Source organism: Lysinibacillus sp. NPDC095746 (genome assembly GCF_044763535.1).
Classification (GTDB): Bacteria; Bacillota; Bacilli; order Bacillales_A; family Planococcaceae; genus Lysinibacillus.
In genome coordinates, this window is the sequence record NZ_JBIWGL010000011.1 from 74,061 (window position 1) to 92,997 (window position 18,937).

Sequence of the window (18,937 nt, forward strand, 5' to 3'; positions counted from 1 at the left end):
TTTTATCTGGCGCTTTAATGGTTCTATCCATGATATTGGGGGTTCTATCCGTGATATCGAGGGTTCTTTCCGTCACTTGGGCGGTCTCTTCCGTCGCTTCGACTATTCTTTCCGTCGTCCCGGCTACTCTTTCCCTCAACCCGGCCACTCTTTCCCTCGCCTCAACCGCTCTTGCTTCCTGAAACAAAAAACCCCCGGCACATTGTCGTGCCAGGGGCTAGAAAGACGATTATTACATTTTTTCCGGTGCAGATACGCCGATTAAGCGTAATGCGTTGGCAATTGTTGTACGTACAGCAGTAATAAGGGCTAAACGAGCTTCTGTTAGCTCTTTATTTGAAGCATCTAACACTTTTTCAGCGTTATAGAAGCTGTGGAATGCAGCTGCTGTTTCTTGAATGTAGTTGGCGATACGGTGTGGTGTACGGTGCTTCGCAGCATCTGCTACCACTTTCGGGAAGTCGCCCACTTTTTTCAGTAAATCAATTTCTTTTTCTGCAGTTAACAGCGTTAAATGATCTGTTGTTGCAGCAAAGCCTTGCTCATTCGCTGAGCGTAAAATTGAAGAAATACGTGCATGCGCATATTGTGCATAATACACTGGATTTTCATTTGATTGAGATACAGCAAGATCAAGGTCAAAGTCCATGTGAGAATCGCCCGCCGTTTTCACGAAGAAATAACGAACTGCATCTAAGCCAACCTCTTCTACAAGCTCACGCATTGTAACAGCGTTTCCTGTACGTTTAGACATTTTGAACTTCTCACCGTTTTTATAAAGTTGAACCATTTGGATGATTTCTACTTCAAGTGTATCACGGTCGTAGCCAAGCGCTTGAATAGCAGCCTTCATACGTGGGATATAGCCGTGGTGGTCAGCTCCCCAAATATTAATTAATTTATCGAAGCCACGTACAATTTTGTCCTCATGGTAAGCGATATCTGGAGTCAGGTATGTGAAAGAACCATCGTTTTTAATTAACACGCGATCTTTATCGTCACCAAATGTTGTTGAACGGAACCAAGTAGCACCGTCTTCTTCAAATACATGACCATTTGCTTTCAGTTTATCTAACGCTACTTCAATTTTGCCGTTTTCGTATAGTGAAGTTTCTGAATACCACACATTAAAGTTTACACGGAAGTTTGCAAGGTCTGTTTTTAACTTGTCTAATTCTAACGCTAAACCATGTTGACGGAAGAATGCAAAACGTTCTTCAGCAGATTTTGCTAAAATTGCATCGCCATGCTCGCCTGCTAGTTTACCAGCGATTTCAATTATATCTTGACCGTGGTAGCCGTCTTCTGGCATCTCAGCATCCATTCCTAAAGCTTGCTTATAACGCGCTTCTAGTGAATACGCTAAATTATTAATTTGGTTACCCGCGTCATTAATGTAGTATTCACGAGATACTTCGTAACCCGCCATATCTAGCACGTTACATAATGAATCCCCTACAGAAGCTCCACGTGCATGACCCAAATGTAGATCACCGGTTGGATTCGCAGATACGAATTCAATTTGAATTTTTTCTCCTGCGCCAGCATTAGAACGACCATAATCAGCACCTTGCTCAAGTACTGCTTTTACTACACCTGATAAGAAATCTTTACGCACAGTAATATTCATGAAGCCAGGACCAGCAATATCGATTTTCTCGATATCTGTGCCTGCTGTGTCAAGATTATCCAAAATAGCTTCTGCAATTGCACGAGGTGGTTTTTTTGCTAATTTCGTTAATTGCATAGCAATATTTGTTGCATAATCTCCATTTGCTTTATCCTTCGGTGTTTCAAGGTGAATATTTAATTGTGTGCCAGCCTCGACTAAGCCAGCTTTTTCAACAGCCTGTGCAATCGCTGCTTTAATGGCTTGTTGTACTTGTTCTACTGCGTTCATCATTGTACCTCCGTAAATGTAATGTCTAATGTATAATTGCCAACGGATTGCCCACCCATTAGTAAATCGTACTGTACATGGAAATCTCCGCTTACTGCCTGTTTTGTAAATGTCATTTCTTTCGTGTCAATGACGAGTGGCATTGAACCAAAATCACTCTCATAATGACCCATTTGTTGTTCAATTATGTTAAGTGGTAATCGCATTTTTACTGCTCCATTACGCATAATTAATGCCTGTTCATTGCCTAGCTTCATAGTTGTGCGGATGGTTTTATCCTCCTGCACCTCTTCATATTTCAAATATATGCTTCCTGCTTTTTCAAGTAGCTGCCCTGTCAGCCACATTTCATAACTTTCAGACTCCCCATCAATCGGGTGAATCTTAGAAATGAGCTTAATGTTCACCTGCGATCTTGCTTCGTTCGCCATTATGGACGCTCCCTTTTATTGTTTTTACTATAACCTTTTTATTATAGGATGAATCCTCATATTTTTTCAAGGTAGAAGTAAGTATTCTATCCGATGTTTGTTCAGAATTACTTACCATTTAAGTATTGACACAATTTCCCTGTAAATCTACAGTTATGTTATAAAGTTTGAATTTTCAATCTCTTTATCGAAATGAGGGTTGCTTATGTTAACACTTGAACAAATTCATGCTGCTAAACGAAGAATTTCTCCTTATATATTTGAAACACCTATTATTCGATTAAATGGGCTCGATCAGCTTTTAGGATGTCACGTCTACATAAAAGCCGAGAATTTGCAAAAAACAAACTCCTTTAAGCTTCGAGGGGCTCTCAATAAAATGCTTTCCATGCCACTAGAACAACTACAAAAAGGCGTAGTTGCTGCATCCTCTGGTAATCATGGTAAAGGTGTTGCCTATGCTGCTAAGCTATTAAAGAGTAAGGCGACCATTGTTCTACCGGATTCTGCTCCGAGCGTTAAGGTTGATGGAATACTTGCCTTAGGTGCAGAAGTTGTACAGTGTAAGCTGGCAGAAAGACATGCACTAACAGAAAAACTTAGTCGTGATCATGGCTATTGCAATATACATCCTTATGATGATTACGATATTATAGCAGGACAAGGAACAGCAGGTTTGGAAATTGTAGCACAGCTTCCTGAAGTCGATACTATTGTTGTTCCTATTGGCGGTGGTGGATTAATTAGTGGCATTGCAACAGCTATTAAATCCATAGCCCCTCATATCAACATAATTGGTGTGGAACCTGCTGTTGTTTCGCGTTATACAAAAAGCTTAGAGGCAGGCGAAAGATTGCTTTTAGCGGAACACAAATCTTTGGCTGATGCTCTACTAACTTTACAGCCCGGAGAACGGAACTTCCCAATTGTTCAAGAGCTTGTCGATGAGGTTGTAAGTGTAGATGAGGCTTTGATCCAACGTGGGATGAAAACCTTGCTCTCCGAGGGTAAAATTATCGCAGAGCCCTCCTCTTCTATCATTATGGGCGCTGCCCTGCAAGGAATTTTACCTATTCGTAAAAATGAAAAAGTGTGCTTCCTTATTTCTGGAGGAAATGTCGAATTCAAAAAAGCATCCACTCAAATTTAATAAGTAGATGCTTTTTTGCTTGTCGTTTAAACGTAACTCTCAGAATTTTTTAAATTCATAACAGCCTTTTTAGGAAATAAAGCTCTCCAGAAATAAACTGCGAGACCCATTAACACTAAACAATGAAGGACATAAATAGAAACAGAAAGAACATTCTGCTCACTATCGGTCAAAAATGCAATAAAATCATGCGTAGCGTGCCAGACAATTGGGAAAATAATACTTTTTGTCTTTGCTACAATTTCTGCACAAACTAGCCCAAAGAGGCATGCATAAGTAACCTGTAGTAATGTCATTAAAAAATCCTGACCGGAAAGTAAATTTGTAAAATGACCAATACCAAATAAAATTGAGGAACCTATAATAGCCACTTTAAGCCCTTTTGCTGATAAATATTTGAAAACTAGGCCTCGGAAAATAAGCTCTTCACAAAAACCAACGGCAATAACAAATAGAAGTAAAATAAATACATACTGCGCAGAAAAACCATCTTTATCAGTAATACCATTCAAGAATGTAACCAGCTCAGAAACAATGATAACCGCTATCCACGCCTCTGCTTTAAACTTTCTAAATCCGAAATCTTGGAAAGAGAATCTACTTTTTTTCATGATCCAAAGAGTAACTAGTACACCAGCTGTAAAGGCAGTAAATTGAATTAAAACTATAGAGCTTAAGCTACTTATATGTTTGACAGCTATAATTACACCAGCCACGAAAGGAAAAACAAGCGCAAGCAAAGTAAATAGTAGCGATAAAAGAATAGGTGAATTTTTTATTTTCATTTATTCTCTCCATTCAATAATTTTAGTTTAACGCCTTCAAAAACATCTTTTAAAATACCCTCAATTTCCGAGCTGTCTAAATCGCAAGTATTCGTAGCACACATTGTCGCTATACCGTGCGTAGTTAACCATATATCGATAAATAGAAATTTAGCAGAGGTTTGAGTTAACCCTGTTAATTTAGAAATTAACGCTATAATTCCTTGGTTTTCTACATCATTTACTATTTCCGAAAAGCTTGTGATCTTATATTTGTTGGAAAGGAATAACAGCTCAAATAACTTTTTTTCCTCGCGAGCAAAATTAATATAAGCTAACCCCATTCCTAAAAAAGAACTTTCTTGCAAGCCCTGAAACATTCTTTCGTTGTATAGATTGCTAGCCCTTTCATATATTGCATACTTTAAATCGTCCATACTCGAGAATAATCGAAATATAGGCTTTGTCGAACAACCTAATTCTTTTGCTAAATCTCTTGCATTAACACTATCAATCCCACTCTTCCTAGCCATTTCAAAAGCACAATCCATTAAAATTTTTTCTGTAAACCGCTCTTTTGGTGCCAAAAAAATTTGCCTCCTTTCGATAGGTAACACTCGTTACCTATAATGTAACAGTTTTCCCCTTCCAATGTCAATTAAGTTCAAAAAAATGCCAAGAATAAAAAAAGCTCACTTTATAAATGAGCCGTAAACTCCCAATACTATGGGATATCTGGAATGAAAAAGGCTAAAAGTGAGCCCATTACGCTTCCCCACTTATAGCCCCAGAGGTTATTTTAAATTTAACAAATCCGAAATTATTTCTGCACTACCTGGCAAAAACATAAATATTGAGCATGAAATACAAAATAATCCTACAAATACAAAACTAATTTTCTTTATTAACAAAGATTGCTTTTTCATAAATATTCCTTTAATTACGAAAAATAGCCCTACAAATAAGATTAAGAAATACCAAACGCCCATTTTAGCACACCCCTTTTACAAAAAAGGACGTTAACAGTCAAGGGGGGTTCTACCATCTCGAACAGCTTGTGTATCAAAATTAAAAAACAGCAATGTAAATTATCCTATGACCTAGTTATTGCTTTCTTGTTTAATTTGATCGATTCTATTTTTCCCCCATTCATACATCATCTCAACGATTTGTAATAACGTCATCCCTAGTTCAGTCATTGAATATTCGACTTTGGGAGGGACTTCTGGATACACTTCTCGATGAACAATCCCATCTTCCATCAGTTCACGTAATTGGTTTGATAATATCTTATGAGATATTTTCGGAAAAAGTCTTTGAAGCTCACTGAAGCGATGCGGTCCTTCGACGCCTAAATGCCACAGAATAACTACCTTCCATTTACCACTAATAATTGATAATGTAAGTTCTTTTTCACAATGGTAATCGTTATTTAGTATTCTCTCTTTTATCTCTTCTCTTAATTTATCTGACATAGAGCTAACTCCCTTTTCGTATAAGTAACTTTTAGTAACCTCCGCACTAAAAAGTGCACTCTTCACAATGTATAAAACCGTAGTAAAATGAGGATAGTCTTAAAGACAAATCTTAATCTATTTTTTCGTCTAAATAAAATTATCTCAACCGAAGGAGCAAAAAAACATGCAAACAATCGCAGGAAAAGTAGCGTTAATTACAGGAGCTGGACGTGGAATCGGACGTGCAACAGCAGTAGCTTTTGCGCAAGAAGGTATTCACGTAGGTCTTGTTGGACGTACTCTTGAAAATTTACAACAAGTTGCAGAGGAACTTAAGCAGTATGATGTGAAAGTTGCAATCGCTGTGGCAAATGTGGCGGATTTAGACTCTATTACTAAAGCCGTTGAATCTATTCGCGGAGAACTTGGCGCCATCGACATTTTAGTAAACAATGCTGGAATTTCAAAATTCGGTAACTTCATGGACTTAACACCTGAAGAGTGGACAAATATTATCGATGTCAATGTAAAAGGTGTGTACTACACAACACGTGCTGTATTACCGGAGATGTTAGAGCGCAACACAGGCGACATCATTAATATCTCATCAACAGCTGGTCAAAAAGGTGCACCGATTACAAGTGCATACTCGGCTTCAAAAGCTGCGGTTATCGGACTAAGTGAGTCATTAATGCTTGAAGTACGTAAGAAAAACATTCGCGTTACAACATTAACGCCAAGTACAGTTGCTACGGATATGGCGGTTGAGCTTAACTTAACAGACGGCAATCCGGAAAAAGTGATGCAAGCAGAAGATTTAGCAGATTTAATGGTTGCTCAGCTAAAACTTCATCCACGTGTTGTATTAAAGCATGCTGGACTTTGGTCAACGAACCCTTAATAGAACTATTCGAAATATCAAGGCGCTATCTTTGGATGGCGTCTTCTTTTTTATATTGAAAAGGATAAGAAAAACGGGGCTAGCATATCGCTAACCCCATTCCAACCGCTTCATTTCGAAGAACCTTCTTATTTGATCCAGCCCAAAATCATTTCTCTTAGCAATTTAGAAGCTGTATTTGCTGTCATTTCAGATGAGTCGTAAATTGGTGCTACTTCAACTAGGTCAAAGCCCACAACATTGACGTTACTTGCTGCAATCGCATGGATTGACGCTAGTAATTCTTTTGATGTAATGCCTCCGCAATCTACTGTTCCTGTACCAGGTGCATGTGCGGGGTCAAGTACATCTATATCAATTGTTACGTAAACATTACGTCCTGCTAAAGACGGCAATACTTCTTTTAATGGTTCTAGCACTTCAAATTTTGAAATGTGCATGCCATTCTCCTTTGCCCATTCAAACTCTTCCTTCATTCCTGAACGGATACCAAATGAATAGACATTTTTTGGTCCGATATGTTCAGCAATTTTACGAATCGGCGTTGAGTGAGAAAGTGGCTCCCCTTCATATTCCACACGTAAGTCTGTATGTGCATCGAAGTGGATAATTGCTAGATCATCATATTTTGCAGATACAGCTTTCATAACAGGCCACGATACTAAATGTTCGCCACCCATACCTACAGGAATCTTGCCGTCTGCTAAAAGCTTCTCGATATACTTTTCAATTTCATCTAATGAGCGTTGTGCATTACCGAATGGTAACGGTATATCACCCGCATCAAAATATTTCACTTCATCTAGCTCACGGTCTAAATATGGACTATATTCTTCTAGCCCAATAGATACTTCACGGATACGCTGTGGACCAAAACGTGAACCCGGACGATAACTAACTGTCCAGTCCATTGGCATACCATAAATGACCGCCTGAGCATCCTCATATGTAGGATGACTTTTTATAAAAACGTTTCCTGAATAAGCTTCATCAAATCTCATTACATAACCTCCACTATATAAAAAATTATTACATTCATTTTCACCACTAGAGTTGATATCCGTTCTGGGCGTTTTTGGAGCTTCCATCCTCATCACTCCAATCACCTTATTGACATGACATCTTTGTCATTCAAATCCTTCAATAGGATGAACCTTTTATCATTACTCTATTAAGGACTTACAGGAATGTAATGAAACCTCTATCCTTGTATCCTCGTATACATTATTGGAACGTCTAGCAAAATTCGATTAAAATCTACAAAGTGTGTTTTTTTGTCGAACACTAGCATTTCAAACAGTACAAAAAAAGTATAGATGTTTTTGAATAAAGTGCAATAGTTTTTACCAATAATTTCGATTAAATACGAATGTTCAGACACATACTATACGCAAGTGTGAGAAAACGAGGTGAAGTCGGATGCAGAGAAAAAGCTATCAACGTAAACAAAAGCGTGTAAAGCGTACGCGTAAAGTACTTACCCTTTTTATCGCCTTTACATCTGCAATTGTAGTAGCATTTATAGCTTTACGCGTCTATGTTCAAGTGGCTGGTGCCCCACCTTTAACCGTACCTAAAGCGTCTATTTTCTTAGATGAAAATGAGAACCAAATCGGAGATCACTTTACGAATGAACGACGTTATTGGGTTGGGCGTGATGAGATGTCCCCCTATTTAGCAAAAGCGGTAGTCGCTGTTGAGGATAAAGATTATTATAAGCACAGTGGTTTTGATTTTTCTCGTATCGCTGGTGCAGTATTAGTTGATCTTAAGGCTGGAGGTAAAGTTCAAGGAGCAAGTACTATTACGCAACAATACGCTCGAAATCTATATCTTTCACATGAAAAATCATGGACACGAAAATTAAATGAAGCACTATATGCTTATAGATTAGAAGTTTTTTATGATAAAGATGAAATATTGGAAGGCTACTTAAATACTGTTTACTACGGACATGGTATGTACGGCGTAGAAGCAGCTAGTCGATTTTATTTCGGAAAATCAGCAAAAGATTTAACATTAGCAGAAGCTGCAATGTTAACAGGAATTCCAAAAGGTCCAAGTATTTACTCTCCTATTGTCAATCTAGATAAAGCAACTAATCGCCAACACGTTATTTTAAAACTGATGGCCGATCAAGGTGCTATTACACAAGATGAAAAAACACGTGCAGAGAGTGAAAAGCTTGTCTTAAAGAATGATAGCTGGATTGCAGCAAAATCTGTAGCACCATTTTTCCTAGATGTAGCATGGCAAGAGGCTAGTGAAATTTTGAAATCGAAAAATCTCGACATTAGTGAAGGTGGCTGGACTATCCAAACAACTCTTAATTTAGAACACCAAAAGGCAGCAGAGGGTGCTGTAGCCAAACATATGCCTAATGATGATCTTCAAACTGCTTTTGTTAGTATGAAATCCAAAACAGGCGCTGTTACAGCATTAGTTGGTGGTCGTGACTATGCTACAAGTTCATTTAACCGAGTTACACAGGCAAAACGTCAGCCAGGCTCAACCATTAAACCTATTTTATATGCAGCAGCTTTAGAGAATGGTTATACACCTTTAACCTATTTAGATGTAGGTGAGACAACTTTCACTTATGATCATGGACGTGCCACATATGCACCCAAAAATGTTAATGGCAAATTTGCAAACCATGATATGTCAATGGCCCAGGCTATCGCTATTTCAGATAATATTTACGCTGTGAAAACTTTAGAGGAAATTGGATTTAAAGCATTTCATAATATGGCTGATCGCTTCAACGTGAATATCGGTACTAAGGACAATTTATCCATCGCGCTTGGAACGACTGAAACAACATTATATGAAATGACGAATGCATATAATATTTTAGCATCGCAAGGTAAAAAAACTACGCCTACTACTATTGTTTCTATTAAAAATGCGAATGGCGATATCATCTATGAAAATAAAGAAGCTGATAAAGAAGATGAGACTGTTCTCTCAAAAGAAAATACGTATATCTTAACAGAAATGATGACGGGTATTTTCGATCCAGTCTTTAGTGATTATTCTCCGGCTACAGGGATAGGCATTCGCTCTCGCATGACGCATACGTATGCAGCCAAATCTGGCTCTACAAATAGCGATCAATGGTTAATTGGCTTTACACCTAGCTTAACTGCTGGCGTGTGGAACGGCTATGACCAAGGAAAAAATCTAACAGAAAGAGAAGATACTGCATCTACAAAGCAAATTTGGATCGATTTTATGGAGGCTGTCAATAAAGGAACAAAGAACGAAGATTTTGCAAAGCCTAAAGACGTTAAAGGTGCGGTCATCGATATTGAATCAGGTAAGTTAGCAACAGATGCCTGCCCAAAACAACGTCTCGTTTATATGGAGGCGAAAGATGTCCCAACTGAAAAATGTTCAAACTTCGATATTCTCGATACGAATACGTGGGGAAAATTCTGGAATATGCTTCCATTCTCTATCTTTAAAGATTAACATGCGGAACCTTTATCGAAGATAGACGTTTTAATTAACGAAGGCTCTCGACAAAGTACAGACATATACGAAAAAGAAAAGCTTTCTCTTCCCCGGAAACGTGTCCGTGGGAACAGAAAGCTTTTCTTATTTATGGTTCGCGAAGTAGATGAGCATCATGGGGCATTTGGCTTGGGTTTGGGTTGTTCAAATGCCGCATAGCGCTCATCACATTCGCAGAACCAAGCGTCCTAGCTTACTAAAATGTAAGCTCTGCATCAAGTTTACTTTGTTTCAAATCCACTTTCAACCTTATATCGAAAGCGATCGCAAAATGTCACATATTGTTCAATCATTGTAGGTCTATTAAACAAATAAATCTTGACGCAATTGCTCCTCACTACGTGCCCACAAGTCCGGATTAAGTTCTTCTAGAAAAGAAGCTAACACCTTTTTAGATGGTGCGTCCATATGTTCAACAATAATATGACGCTTCATAGATTTATCCATTTTATTCACATGATCAGCTAAAATTTTATAGCCTCGACGTTTTTCGCGATTGACTACCATTTCACATGCAGTTACACCTGCATAGTAAGGTCCATCCACTTTATGGTCTATCGTCACCCAAACCAACCAATACGGTTTCCCACCTTCTGAATCAGCACGATCTGTCGTAAATTTAATACCTCGTTCCACATCACTGCGAGCATGCATAGCACCAATTTCAACTGATGCCGTCCCCTCTTCTATATCGATAATGACTGGCGATACGTTTTCAAGCGAAAGCGAACCGATACCAAATCCCTTATGTCCGTCTGTTGGGTCATTTTTAATAATAGTAAAGCCCATTTTTTGTTTTGCTTTTTCTTCATTTGCCATACTTTAATACCTCCGTTCTGCTATTATAAAAGTAAAGCATAGTTAAGCGCATTAGCACCGTAATGAACACGACACTGGCATTGCGCATATGCCTAAATACAAGTAAGAAGTTTATACTTTCTTATAAACACTATACAACATTATTCAATAAAGGAGGCAATATTATGCCATACGTAACAGTGAAAATGCTTGAAGGTCGTACAGAAGAACAAAAACGCGCACTAGTAAAAGAAGTAACAGAAGCCGTTTCTCGTACAGTTAATGCGCCACCAGAAAATGTAACAGTCTTCATCGAAGAAATGTCTAAAAACCATTACGGTGTTGCAGGCGTGCGCTTTAGCGATAAATAAAGAGTAACACGGGTAGAGCATATAAGGCTCTACCCATTTTTACCGTATTGTAGCCTTATAGTGCCTTGCAACGTTTGGAAAGCTATATTGCCTCGTTAGCTTCGTTTTTCGGTTTTAGCGGCTGAATTTGGCCTTTTACCGGCGATTCTCCTTGTTTTAGCGGCGGAATTTCACCTTTTACCGGCGATTCTCCCTGTTTTAGCGGCGGAACTCGACCTTCAATCGGTAACTCGTAATTTCAATATTAGGATGTGATCTATGAAATGAATAAATTTAAATTATCACTACTCATTTGTATGCTCATCATTGGCCTCTTACTTATTTTTATTAATCCCATTCAAAATGCAATTATCGCTCATTTAAGTAAACAACTAAATACAACTGATTACAGTGTAGACGATATTGAAAAAAACAAAAACGCGGATGTCGATTTTGAATTTGAAGCAGTGCAATCTCTATCCATTGCTGAAGTTTTAAAAGCTCAAACAACCGCAAAGAAAATGCCTGTTATTGGTAGTATCGCAGTTCCTAGTGTTGGTATGAAACTTCCTATCGTCAAAGGAGTTGGTAATGCCTCTCTTGCCGTTGGAGCAGGCACTATGAAGCCTAATCAAAAACTCGGACAAGGAAACTACGCATTAGCAGGTCATTATTTTGAGGAAAAAGATATTTTATTTGGCCCCTTATACAAGGCAAACATCGGAGATACGATTTATTTAACGGATTTAACAAATATTTATGAGTACAAAATAACGATCAAGGAAATTATCGCTGCTACAGATGTTTATGTTATTAATGACATCCCCGATAAAACTATTTTAACCCTCGTGACATGCGCTGATAGAGGCACGAAACGACTTGCTGTACAAGCAGATTTTGTCGAGCAATATCCATTCGACCAAGCACCTGCAAAACTATCAGAAACTTTTTAGTATAAAAAACATTAATACGAGTTATTTTTAAGCTAAACTAATTTCTGCATTAGTTTAGCTTTTATTAGTGATTAATATTATATTTAGGAATATTTGTTTAAATTAATTAAATTGGGTGTAAAATCGCACCTTATTTAACTAACGGCTGGTTTGTTGAAGAAAGGTTGTAATGTAGATATTGTTAAAAAACAAGAGTATTTCTATGGTAGGATTTTATTAAAAAGGGGAAAATTAAATGTTAAATCGTGTCATTCAACAGTTTGGATTGCAGATAGTATCAATTAATGAGGTTGAAGACTCCTTTAGTTCAACAGTTTATAAATGTACTTTGTCTAATAGTGAAAATGTTTTTTTGAAAATTCCTTTTTCAAAATTGAAGTATCAGCGAGAGTTAGAAGCTTATGAAATCTTAAAAGGAAGAGTTTCCATTCCTGTAATGTTAGATTATTGGTCTGGTGATGTGGAGTGTGCTGGAGCTTTTTTATTATCTGAATTAAAAGGAAAACCGTTAACATCTAAGGCTACACCAACAGTTGCGTACCAAGTTGGGGTTCTTCATGCTGAAATGCATTTTACTCGTCCCCCTGCAAATAAAGTGTTAACGGGTATAAAAAATGAATTTACGAACTGGTCCAATTTTGTTGAACACCAATTTTATAGTTTTGCTGAAGATGTAAAGGACATTTTGGATGAACAATTATTTGAAAAATCCATTGAAAAATTTGAAAAGATGAAACAACAGCTCCCGTCTCCAGATGGACCAAGCTTTGTACATATGGATTTTCGTCCAGCAAATATAATTGTTGATAATGACACAGTTTCAGGAATAATAGATTTTGAAAGCGTAAGATTTGGTTCAACAGAAATCGATTTTACCAAACTGTATCGAGATTTTTTAAGTGTTGATGTTAACTTGTATAATGCATATCAAGAAGGCTATAACAGTATCAAGCCATTAATTGACTTAGAAAATGTATTACCTTTTTATCGATTTACAGATGCATTCAATAGTATTGGATGGTGTAAACGTCGAGGAATTGAAAAAAATGCGTTATTTCTAGAAGAAAATTTAGCGAGATTAAAAAAATGGTTACTATAAAATATTGGTGATTTTCTCTGTTTGTGATGGAAGAAAAGGTTGGCTAACTTTAAATACTAATAATTGATATTTACTCGTTATTCCTTTTGGACAATAATCATACCAATACAATCCTTTAATAAATTATACAAAAATAAAAAAGCACATTACTAAACTTTTCGTTTTTAGTAACGTGCTTTTTATTGAATGTGTAACATTTTATGAAAGTGTTACCAAATTTTACTCAAAGTACAATTACCTGTACTTTGAAAATTATTTTACTTCTGTATTACGACGACGCAATAAGAATAATGCACCTAGAACGAGAGCCACACCAATTAGTGTAAGAGCTGTTTGGTTTGCTCCATTTGTTTGTGGCAGTTTACCTTGCGCCTTTAACTGCGCTTCCATTTCTTTAGCATCTGCTTTGATTTTGTCAATATCAAGTGATTTTGCTACTTCTTCCTGTTCCTCTTTAGATAACTTGTTGTATTTATCGAGGAAATCCTTATATGCATCTAAAGTGTCTTTATTTGCTGTAGAAGGATTGTATGGCTTTAAGTCTTTCCCTTGGTCAATGACTTCTTGTACAGATGGTTTTCCAGGTTTTGTTGGATTTTTCGAATCTGTTGTTGGGTTACCTGGATTTTCTGGATCAACTGGTTTCTCCGGTTCTGGATTTGTTTTGTTTGGATCAACCGGCTTCTCTGGTTCTGGAGCTGGCTTGTTTGGATCAACTGGTTTCTCTGGTTCTGGTTTTGGTTTGTTTGGATCAACCGGCTTCTCTGGTTCTGGTTTTGGCTTGTTTGGATCAACTGGCTTCTCCGGTTCTGGTTTTGGTCCAGGTCCTGGATCAGGGTTTGGACCCGGTCCTGGGCCTGGATCAGGGTTTGGTTTTACTAATGCAGAACATGTATCTTTTACAGTAAATGAGCCAATTAAACTACTTCCTTCATATACATAATACGTTCCTTGTTTAATAGCTTCGTTTGGCAATACAACCGTTCCAGTAATACTTGTTGTTAGAACTTCACTGTTGTCTACACCTTTAACGATATTTCCATTAGCATCTTTTACCGTGATCTTTGCATTCGCATTAGGCATTCCATACTTAGTTTGTACAGTCAATGTAAACTCAGGACATGCAGGTGCTGCTGATAATTCTGCATTACATTTTTCTGAATATTTAACTGTTATTTGACCAATGAACAGATCACCTTGATATACAAGATACTTACCAGAAGGAATTTCTTTAGGCTCAATAGTAATTTGCCCTAATTCATTTGTCGTTTGGTTTGTAGCAATAATTGCGCCTGTTTCATCTTTGATTGTGATATTGCTAACATTCGGACGTGGTTTATTATTTTCATCCTTCACCGTTAATGTGAATAGTTCACATTTTGGTGCTGGTTGAATTGATTTTTCACATTCGATATTTGTTTGGAAGGTACCAATTTTTTCACCACCAACTTCAACTGTGTAAGTACCTGGGTCTAAATCCCGTAATACAATAACACCTGTCTTAGTTGTTGTATTAATAATTTCTTTACCGGCAGCATCTTTAACAACGATTTTTGTAGTATCATCCGTAATTTTATTACCATCAACATCTTTTACAGTTAATTTGAACTCTTCGCATTTTGGTAATTGTTTAATGATAAATTCATGCCCACAATCTTTTGTATACGTTAAATTTACTGTTCCTAAGAATTGTTTACCTTCGTACACCAGATACTCTCCTGGCTTTACACCATTAGTAGGATTATTTTTGTTTGATTCAAAAATAAACTTGCCTGATGCGTCTGTTGATGCCTTTATTTCTGTAGTACCTGATTTTAATGTTAACTCTTTAATATTTGTACGGATATTTCCGTCTGTATCTTCAACCACGATTGTGAAGTTTTCGCACTTAGGTGCTGGTTGAATTACATTTTCATCCTTACAATTATCATCGTATTTTACTGTAATGTTACCTAGCTTATTTCCATTTGAATCATAAACATCGTATTGACCAGCTTTAACTTGGTCTGGAGTAAAAGTAACTTTACCGTTTTCAACGGGATGATTTTCGGATATACCCGTCGCTTCACTTACTAATGTCACTGTTCCATTAACTAATTTACCGTCAATATCGTATACTGTTAATCCAAAATTTTTACATGCTAAACCACTTAATGGTTTGTTTTCAATTTCAATCACTTGGAAACCAGCATACTTACCTGATGTTTCGATTTCTTTTTCATCAAGTTCAAACTCTTTTGTTAATGGTTCATAGCCTGGCTGTGTTTCTTCAATTACTTTATATTTCTTACCGGCAGTACTTGGCGCTAATTTTAAGCCATAGTTTAAATAGCCTTCTGCACCTGTTGTTTTTGATGCTAACACAGTGTTACCTGTGTATGGTCCTAGTAAGTCAAACTTAACGTTTTCCATTGGTAAACCTGTTGCTGCATCTGTTTTGATAATGACGAATGGTACTTTACCAACTTTACCACCACCATCATAAGTGAAGTTGTTTTTATTAAATACATCCTGACCATGATCACCATCTGTACTAGTATAAGCAACATCTACTGTGTTGTTTATACTCTCACCTGATGCTCCCATAAATACTGTTGAGTACGTAACGTAATATGCTTTATCACCATTAGGTAATTTTAATGTAAACGTACCTTTTTCAATATCAACGTTAAAATTAGCATCTGATAAACTAATTTCTTTACCACGAGTCGGTGTTGGGTTAGTTCCTGTAAAATTCATTTCATATACTTTAAATGAATCTTTTAAAATCAATTGGTTTGGATTACCTTCGCTGTCTTTATCTACAGTGTCAGTAATAACGATGTTATTTAATTGTGACTGTGCATAGTTAAACTTAAAACTCCAGTTAACTTGCGGAGAATTACCTACTTGTTTGCCTGTTTTATCTAAGATGTTCTTAGTATGAGAAACCGATACATCTTTCTCCCATTCTGCGTTAGGCTTAGTACTTGTATTTTCATACAATGCTGCTTTATTACTAATTGTAATGTCTGAACCATGTGGGAATACACCATCAGCATCTTTTGATGTATACGTCACCTTATAAGGTCCTTTAATCGGTCCTAATTCGAGCACGATTTCATTTTTGTTAGGTGATGTATTAGTGTAATTTTTTGATGAGACTGCTTCAAATTGTCCTGCTGCATTTAATTTACCTTCAGTTACTGTAATACTAGTCACTTCTTGAGATGGATCTAATGTATCTTTAAATATTGCATTCTCAAATGTATTATAGTTAAAGTTTAGCTCAACATCCCAATGGAATGTTTTCGTTTCATAGTTATAATACCCATCTTTTTTACCATTTGCTTTTTGTTCTTCTTTAACCTTTTGCGTTGCTGAATCAGACGACTCTGATGTAAATATACCAGTGTCTTTCAATTTCACAGTATTCGTGTAAGTACGATCATTTGTACCAATATCTTTAATTTCATAATCTGTTGTATAGTTAATTTCAATTACACCATTAACTGGCTGTTCTAATTTAAGAATAAATCCTATTTCTTTACCGTCAACTTCTGTTTTATCTAAAGTAAAGTCTTTAAACTCCTTACCATCAACTGTGACTGTTAAACTACCATCTTTTAATTTTAGTAATGAATCACTATACGTATCTTCAAATATTGTCCCAGCTTTCAACGCATATTTCGCTTGGTTCGCCACAATCTTCCACGAGATTGTTTTATTTTGGTAGTCAACCCCAAGAGCAGATTTGTCTAATACTAGTTCATTCTTTTTATAATGAGAATAGGCGATACTTTCCAAGCCATCCTCACGAGTAACTGTATTTTTTACTTTAATTTCTGTTGTCGGATATACACCATCGGCAGGCTTAGTTTTGTATTTAATAACGTATGCTCCAGTTACATCGTCATTAAACGACAATTCGAAACCATTTGTTCTATTATGAGTTAAGTTATATTTTTCTTTAGCAACAGGTGTGCCATTCTCTTCATAAACGTCTACATTTCCGACTAAAATTTGTGTCTCATCCCATGTATCAGATAATATTGCCTGTTTTGCTGGAATATTACGCTTATTAAAGTTGTATTTAATGTTCCATTCTGTTGTTAAATCAGCAATATTAGGACCTGAACTTGACTTTTCTAAAGGTGTACCAAATTCAACATTCACATAAATTGGTTTTGTTGATGTTCCATTGTAAGTAGCAACGTTACCAAAGTTTGCATTTTCAACATTACCCGGATCGCCAACTTTTGTTTTATAAGTAATACGGTAACCTGTATGTTCCTTATTAGGTAAGTCAATTGTCATTGTATTATCGTTAATAGTTGTCGGTGGTGCTGGTGTTAATTCTTTACCTACTGTTATAGCTCCCGTTGGAGAAATACTTAATTCAGTTACAGTTGGAATGCCTTCAAAGCTATGTTGATTAATTAATGTGTCAGTAAATGTAGTATTACCAGTATTACTATTCACATCTAAGTTCGTATTAACATCTACTGTCCAAGTAATAAATTCACTATTTTTACCATCACGGTCTGCTTTACCTGATTTAGAAACTACTTGACCGCTATTTGCTGGTTGAAAATTCAATTCAATCGTCTGGTATCCTGGCACTTCAATATTCTGTAACCAACCATCACCTACAGATTGAAGTTCACCTTTAATAGTGAAATAAACATCTTCTACTATTGTACCCGCATTAGCTTCATCACGAATTTTATCCGTGAATGTAAGAGTAGCAGTTTGCCCTGAAACAACTACGTTACCAATTAAAGCACCTTGATAATATAAAGGTGTGTCTCCACTTAGACCTGCAAATTGACTCGGCAATGTATAAGTTAAAGTAGAACCTTCACTATACTGGTGACCTGGGGCTAAACCTAAATCCACTCTAAATTCTACAAAATCTCCAACTTTTCCTTGTGCCGATGTTCCAGAAACTTCTGCCCCATTAATTTTTAAAGTGATTTTCTCTTTAAAGTTAATATCTTCTCTATCAACAGGTAAACCAGGTGTTATTTGTTTATTCGGTGGCTGTGGTGATTCACCCTCTACTGGTTTGTTAGCATCGTCCCCTTCGCCCTTAAGGTCATCTTCACTTGGATTTTTATCTTCTGTACTTTGATTTTTATCCTCTGTACTTGGATCTTTGTCTACTGTACTTGGACTTTCATCTACTGTACTTGGATCTTTATCTACTGTACTCGGATTTTTATCATCCTCACTTGGATTTTTATCTTCTGTGCCACCTTCTCCATTTGTGCTACTAGTAATATCACTAGATTCTTTACCATCTTTTCCGATTTCTTGGTTATGATCTTGTTGCTCAGACTCTAATGGTGTTGAAGAGGTGTCTTCAATCGCAAACACTGATATCGGTGATAGTACTGTTTGGAATACGAGTAGCATTAAGATCATTGCTATGTTTAGTTTTTTTAATTTCCTCATGTTTCTCTCCTTTTCTAAGTTCAGAGGGATACCTGTTGGTGTTTGCTGACGACGTTACATCCTTTCTACATGTTGTAAAAGTATGCTACAAACATCGGTTGATCTCTCTTTCCTCCTATTCAGTTGTCGTCATACATTCTATTAAGTACTCGGAGTAGGTATTCATGATGACTTATGTATGT

Annotated in this window: 15 protein-coding genes; 6 read left to right on the forward strand and 9 right to left on the reverse strand. The window is 36.8% G+C overall.

Annotation, left to right across the window (positions count from 1 at the left end):
- Nucleotides 1-232: 232 nt before the first annotated feature.
- Both argS and ACIQ7N_RS10275 read right to left on the reverse strand, forming a co-directional pair.
- A complete protein-coding gene (argS, locus tag ACIQ7N_RS10270; protein WP_274068235.1) occupies nucleotides 233-1,900 on the reverse strand; it encodes an arginine--tRNA ligase in 1,668 nt (555 codons plus the stop codon).
- Nucleotides 1,900-2,331: a YwiB family protein gene (locus ACIQ7N_RS10275; protein ID WP_142509217.1), complete on the reverse strand. Its 432-nt coding sequence runs from the start codon at nucleotides 2,329-2,331 to the stop codon at nucleotides 1,900-1,902. Before ACIQ7N_RS10275 ends, argS begins: the two co-directional genes overlap by 1 nt.
- A 205-nt stretch (nucleotides 2,332-2,536) precedes the next feature.
- Between ACIQ7N_RS10275 and ACIQ7N_RS10280 the strand changes: the two genes are divergently transcribed.
- Complete coding sequence (locus ACIQ7N_RS10280; RefSeq protein WP_402931772.1) at nucleotides 2,537-3,481, forward strand: threonine ammonia-lyase; 945 nt, start codon at nucleotides 2,537-2,539, stop codon at nucleotides 3,479-3,481.
- Between the two features lie 26 nt (nucleotides 3,482-3,507).
- Here the strand turns inward: ACIQ7N_RS10280 and ACIQ7N_RS10285 are convergent, their stop codons facing one another.
- The 4 genes from ACIQ7N_RS10285 to ACIQ7N_RS10300 form a co-directional block, all read right to left on the reverse strand.
- The gene (locus ACIQ7N_RS10285; protein ID WP_402931773.1) at nucleotides 3,508-4,266 is read right to left on the reverse strand and encodes a CPBP family intramembrane glutamic endopeptidase; all 759 of its coding nucleotides are present in this window, start codon (nucleotides 4,264-4,266) and stop codon (nucleotides 3,508-3,510) included.
- On the reverse strand, nucleotides 4,263-4,832 hold the full coding sequence (locus ACIQ7N_RS10290; protein WP_402931775.1) for a TetR/AcrR family transcriptional regulator: 570 nt from the start codon (nucleotides 4,830-4,832) through the stop codon (nucleotides 4,263-4,265). Before ACIQ7N_RS10290 ends, ACIQ7N_RS10285 begins: the two co-directional genes overlap by 4 nt.
- Nucleotides 4,833-5,039: 207 nt before the next feature.
- A complete protein-coding gene (locus tag ACIQ7N_RS10295) occupies nucleotides 5,040-5,234 on the reverse strand; it encodes a hypothetical protein (protein ID WP_402931776.1) in 195 nt (64 codons plus the stop codon).
- A gap of 111 nt (nucleotides 5,235-5,345) precedes the next feature.
- Nucleotides 5,346-5,720 (reverse strand): winged helix-turn-helix transcriptional regulator, encoded by a 375-nt coding sequence (locus ACIQ7N_RS10300; RefSeq protein WP_402931778.1) that lies wholly within the window; start codon nucleotides 5,718-5,720, stop codon nucleotides 5,346-5,348.
- 166 nt (nucleotides 5,721-5,886) lie between these two features.
- Between ACIQ7N_RS10300 and ACIQ7N_RS10305 the strand changes: the two genes are divergently transcribed.
- Nucleotides 5,887-6,603 carry a 3-ketoacyl-ACP reductase gene (locus ACIQ7N_RS10305; RefSeq protein ID WP_132360276.1) on the forward strand — a complete coding sequence of 239 codons (717 nt, stop codon included), beginning with the start codon at nucleotides 5,887-5,889 and terminating at the stop codon, nucleotides 6,601-6,603.
- Between the two features lie 128 nt (nucleotides 6,604-6,731).
- Here ACIQ7N_RS10305 and speB read toward each other — a convergent pair whose 3' ends face one another.
- Nucleotides 6,732-7,604, reverse strand: a complete 873-nt coding sequence (gene speB / locus ACIQ7N_RS10310; protein WP_142509221.1) for an agmatinase — start codon at nucleotides 7,602-7,604, stop codon at nucleotides 6,732-6,734.
- Nucleotides 7,605-8,022: 418 nt separating this feature from the next.
- On the opposite strand from speB, the gene ACIQ7N_RS10315 reads away from it, so the two are divergent.
- Nucleotides 8,023-10,077, forward strand: a complete 2,055-nt coding sequence (locus ACIQ7N_RS10315; RefSeq protein ID WP_402931780.1) for a transglycosylase domain-containing protein — start codon at nucleotides 8,023-8,025, stop codon at nucleotides 10,075-10,077.
- Between the two features lie 345 nt (nucleotides 10,078-10,422).
- Here ACIQ7N_RS10315 and ACIQ7N_RS10320 read toward each other — a convergent pair whose 3' ends face one another.
- Nucleotides 10,423-10,938 (reverse strand): YwhD family protein, encoded by a 516-nt coding sequence (locus ACIQ7N_RS10320; RefSeq protein WP_132360270.1) that lies wholly within the window; start codon nucleotides 10,936-10,938, stop codon nucleotides 10,423-10,425.
- Nucleotides 10,939-11,102: 164 nt separating this feature from the next.
- Here ACIQ7N_RS10320 and ACIQ7N_RS10325 point away from each other — a divergent pair, with 164 nt between their 5' ends.
- The 3 genes from ACIQ7N_RS10325 to ACIQ7N_RS10335 all read left to right on the forward strand — a co-directional run bounded on the left by ACIQ7N_RS10325 (nucleotide 11,103) and on the right by ACIQ7N_RS10335 (nucleotide 13,319).
- Nucleotides 11,103-11,288, forward strand: a complete 186-nt coding sequence (locus ACIQ7N_RS10325) for a 2-hydroxymuconate tautomerase (RefSeq protein WP_053484500.1) — start codon at nucleotides 11,103-11,105, stop codon at nucleotides 11,286-11,288.
- Nucleotides 11,289-11,551: 263 nt separating this feature from the next.
- Entirely contained in the window at nucleotides 11,552-12,220 is a 669-nt protein-coding gene (locus ACIQ7N_RS10330; protein ID WP_132360266.1) for a class A sortase, read from the forward strand.
- 235 nt (nucleotides 12,221-12,455) lie between these two features.
- The gene (locus tag ACIQ7N_RS10335) at nucleotides 12,456-13,319 is read left to right on the forward strand and encodes an aminoglycoside phosphotransferase family protein (protein ID WP_402931782.1); all 864 of its coding nucleotides are present in this window, start codon (nucleotides 12,456-12,458) and stop codon (nucleotides 13,317-13,319) included.
- Nucleotides 13,320-13,571: 252 nt separating this feature from the next.
- Here the strand turns inward: ACIQ7N_RS10335 and ACIQ7N_RS10340 are convergent, their stop codons facing one another.
- A complete protein-coding gene (locus ACIQ7N_RS10340) occupies nucleotides 13,572-18,755 on the reverse strand; it encodes a collagen binding domain-containing protein (RefSeq protein WP_402931784.1) in 5,184 nt (1,727 codons plus the stop codon).
- Between the last annotated feature and the right edge of the window lie 182 nt (nucleotides 18,756-18,937).

What these genes read in the sequence shown, in the direction of transcription:
- ACIQ7N_RS10340 (WP_402931784.1), bottom strand. Translation starts at nt 18,755, where the DNA reads ATGAGGAAATTAAAAAAACTAAACATAGCAATGATCTTAATGCTACTC.
- argS (WP_274068235.1), bottom strand. Translation starts at nt 1,900, where the DNA reads ATGAACGCAGTAGAACAAGTACAACAAGCCATTAAAGCAGCGATTGCA.
- ACIQ7N_RS10335 (WP_402931782.1), top strand. Translation starts at nt 12,456, where the DNA reads ATGTTAAATCGTGTCATTCAACAGTTTGGATTGCAGATAGTATCAATT.
- ACIQ7N_RS10325 (WP_053484500.1), top strand. Translation starts at nt 11,103, where the DNA reads ATGCCATACGTAACAGTGAAAATGCTTGAAGGTCGTACAGAAGAACAA.
- ACIQ7N_RS10330 (WP_132360266.1), top strand. Translation starts at nt 11,552, where the DNA reads ATGAATAAATTTAAATTATCACTACTCATTTGTATGCTCATCATTGGC.
- ACIQ7N_RS10280 (WP_402931772.1), top strand. Translation starts at nt 2,537, where the DNA reads ATGTTAACACTTGAACAAATTCATGCTGCTAAACGAAGAATTTCTCCT.
- ACIQ7N_RS10285 (WP_402931773.1), bottom strand. Translation starts at nt 4,266, where the DNA reads ATGAAAATAAAAAATTCACCTATTCTTTTATCGCTACTATTTACTTTG.
- ACIQ7N_RS10315 (WP_402931780.1), top strand. Translation starts at nt 8,023, where the DNA reads ATGCAGAGAAAAAGCTATCAACGTAAACAAAAGCGTGTAAAGCGTACG.
- ACIQ7N_RS10295 (WP_402931776.1), bottom strand. Translation starts at nt 5,234, where the DNA reads ATGGGCGTTTGGTATTTCTTAATCTTATTTGTAGGGCTATTTTTCGTA.
- ACIQ7N_RS10320 (WP_132360270.1), bottom strand. Translation starts at nt 10,938, where the DNA reads ATGGCAAATGAAGAAAAAGCAAAACAAAAAATGGGCTTTACTATTATT.
- speB (WP_142509221.1), bottom strand. Translation starts at nt 7,604, where the DNA reads ATGAGATTTGATGAAGCTTATTCAGGAAACGTTTTTATAAAAAGTCAT.
- ACIQ7N_RS10275 (WP_142509217.1), bottom strand. Translation starts at nt 2,331, where the DNA reads ATGGCGAACGAAGCAAGATCGCAGGTGAACATTAAGCTCATTTCTAAG.
- ACIQ7N_RS10300 (WP_402931778.1), bottom strand. Translation starts at nt 5,720, where the DNA reads ATGTCAGATAAATTAAGAGAAGAGATAAAAGAGAGAATACTAAATAAC.
- ACIQ7N_RS10305 (WP_132360276.1), top strand. Translation starts at nt 5,887, where the DNA reads ATGCAAACAATCGCAGGAAAAGTAGCGTTAATTACAGGAGCTGGACGT.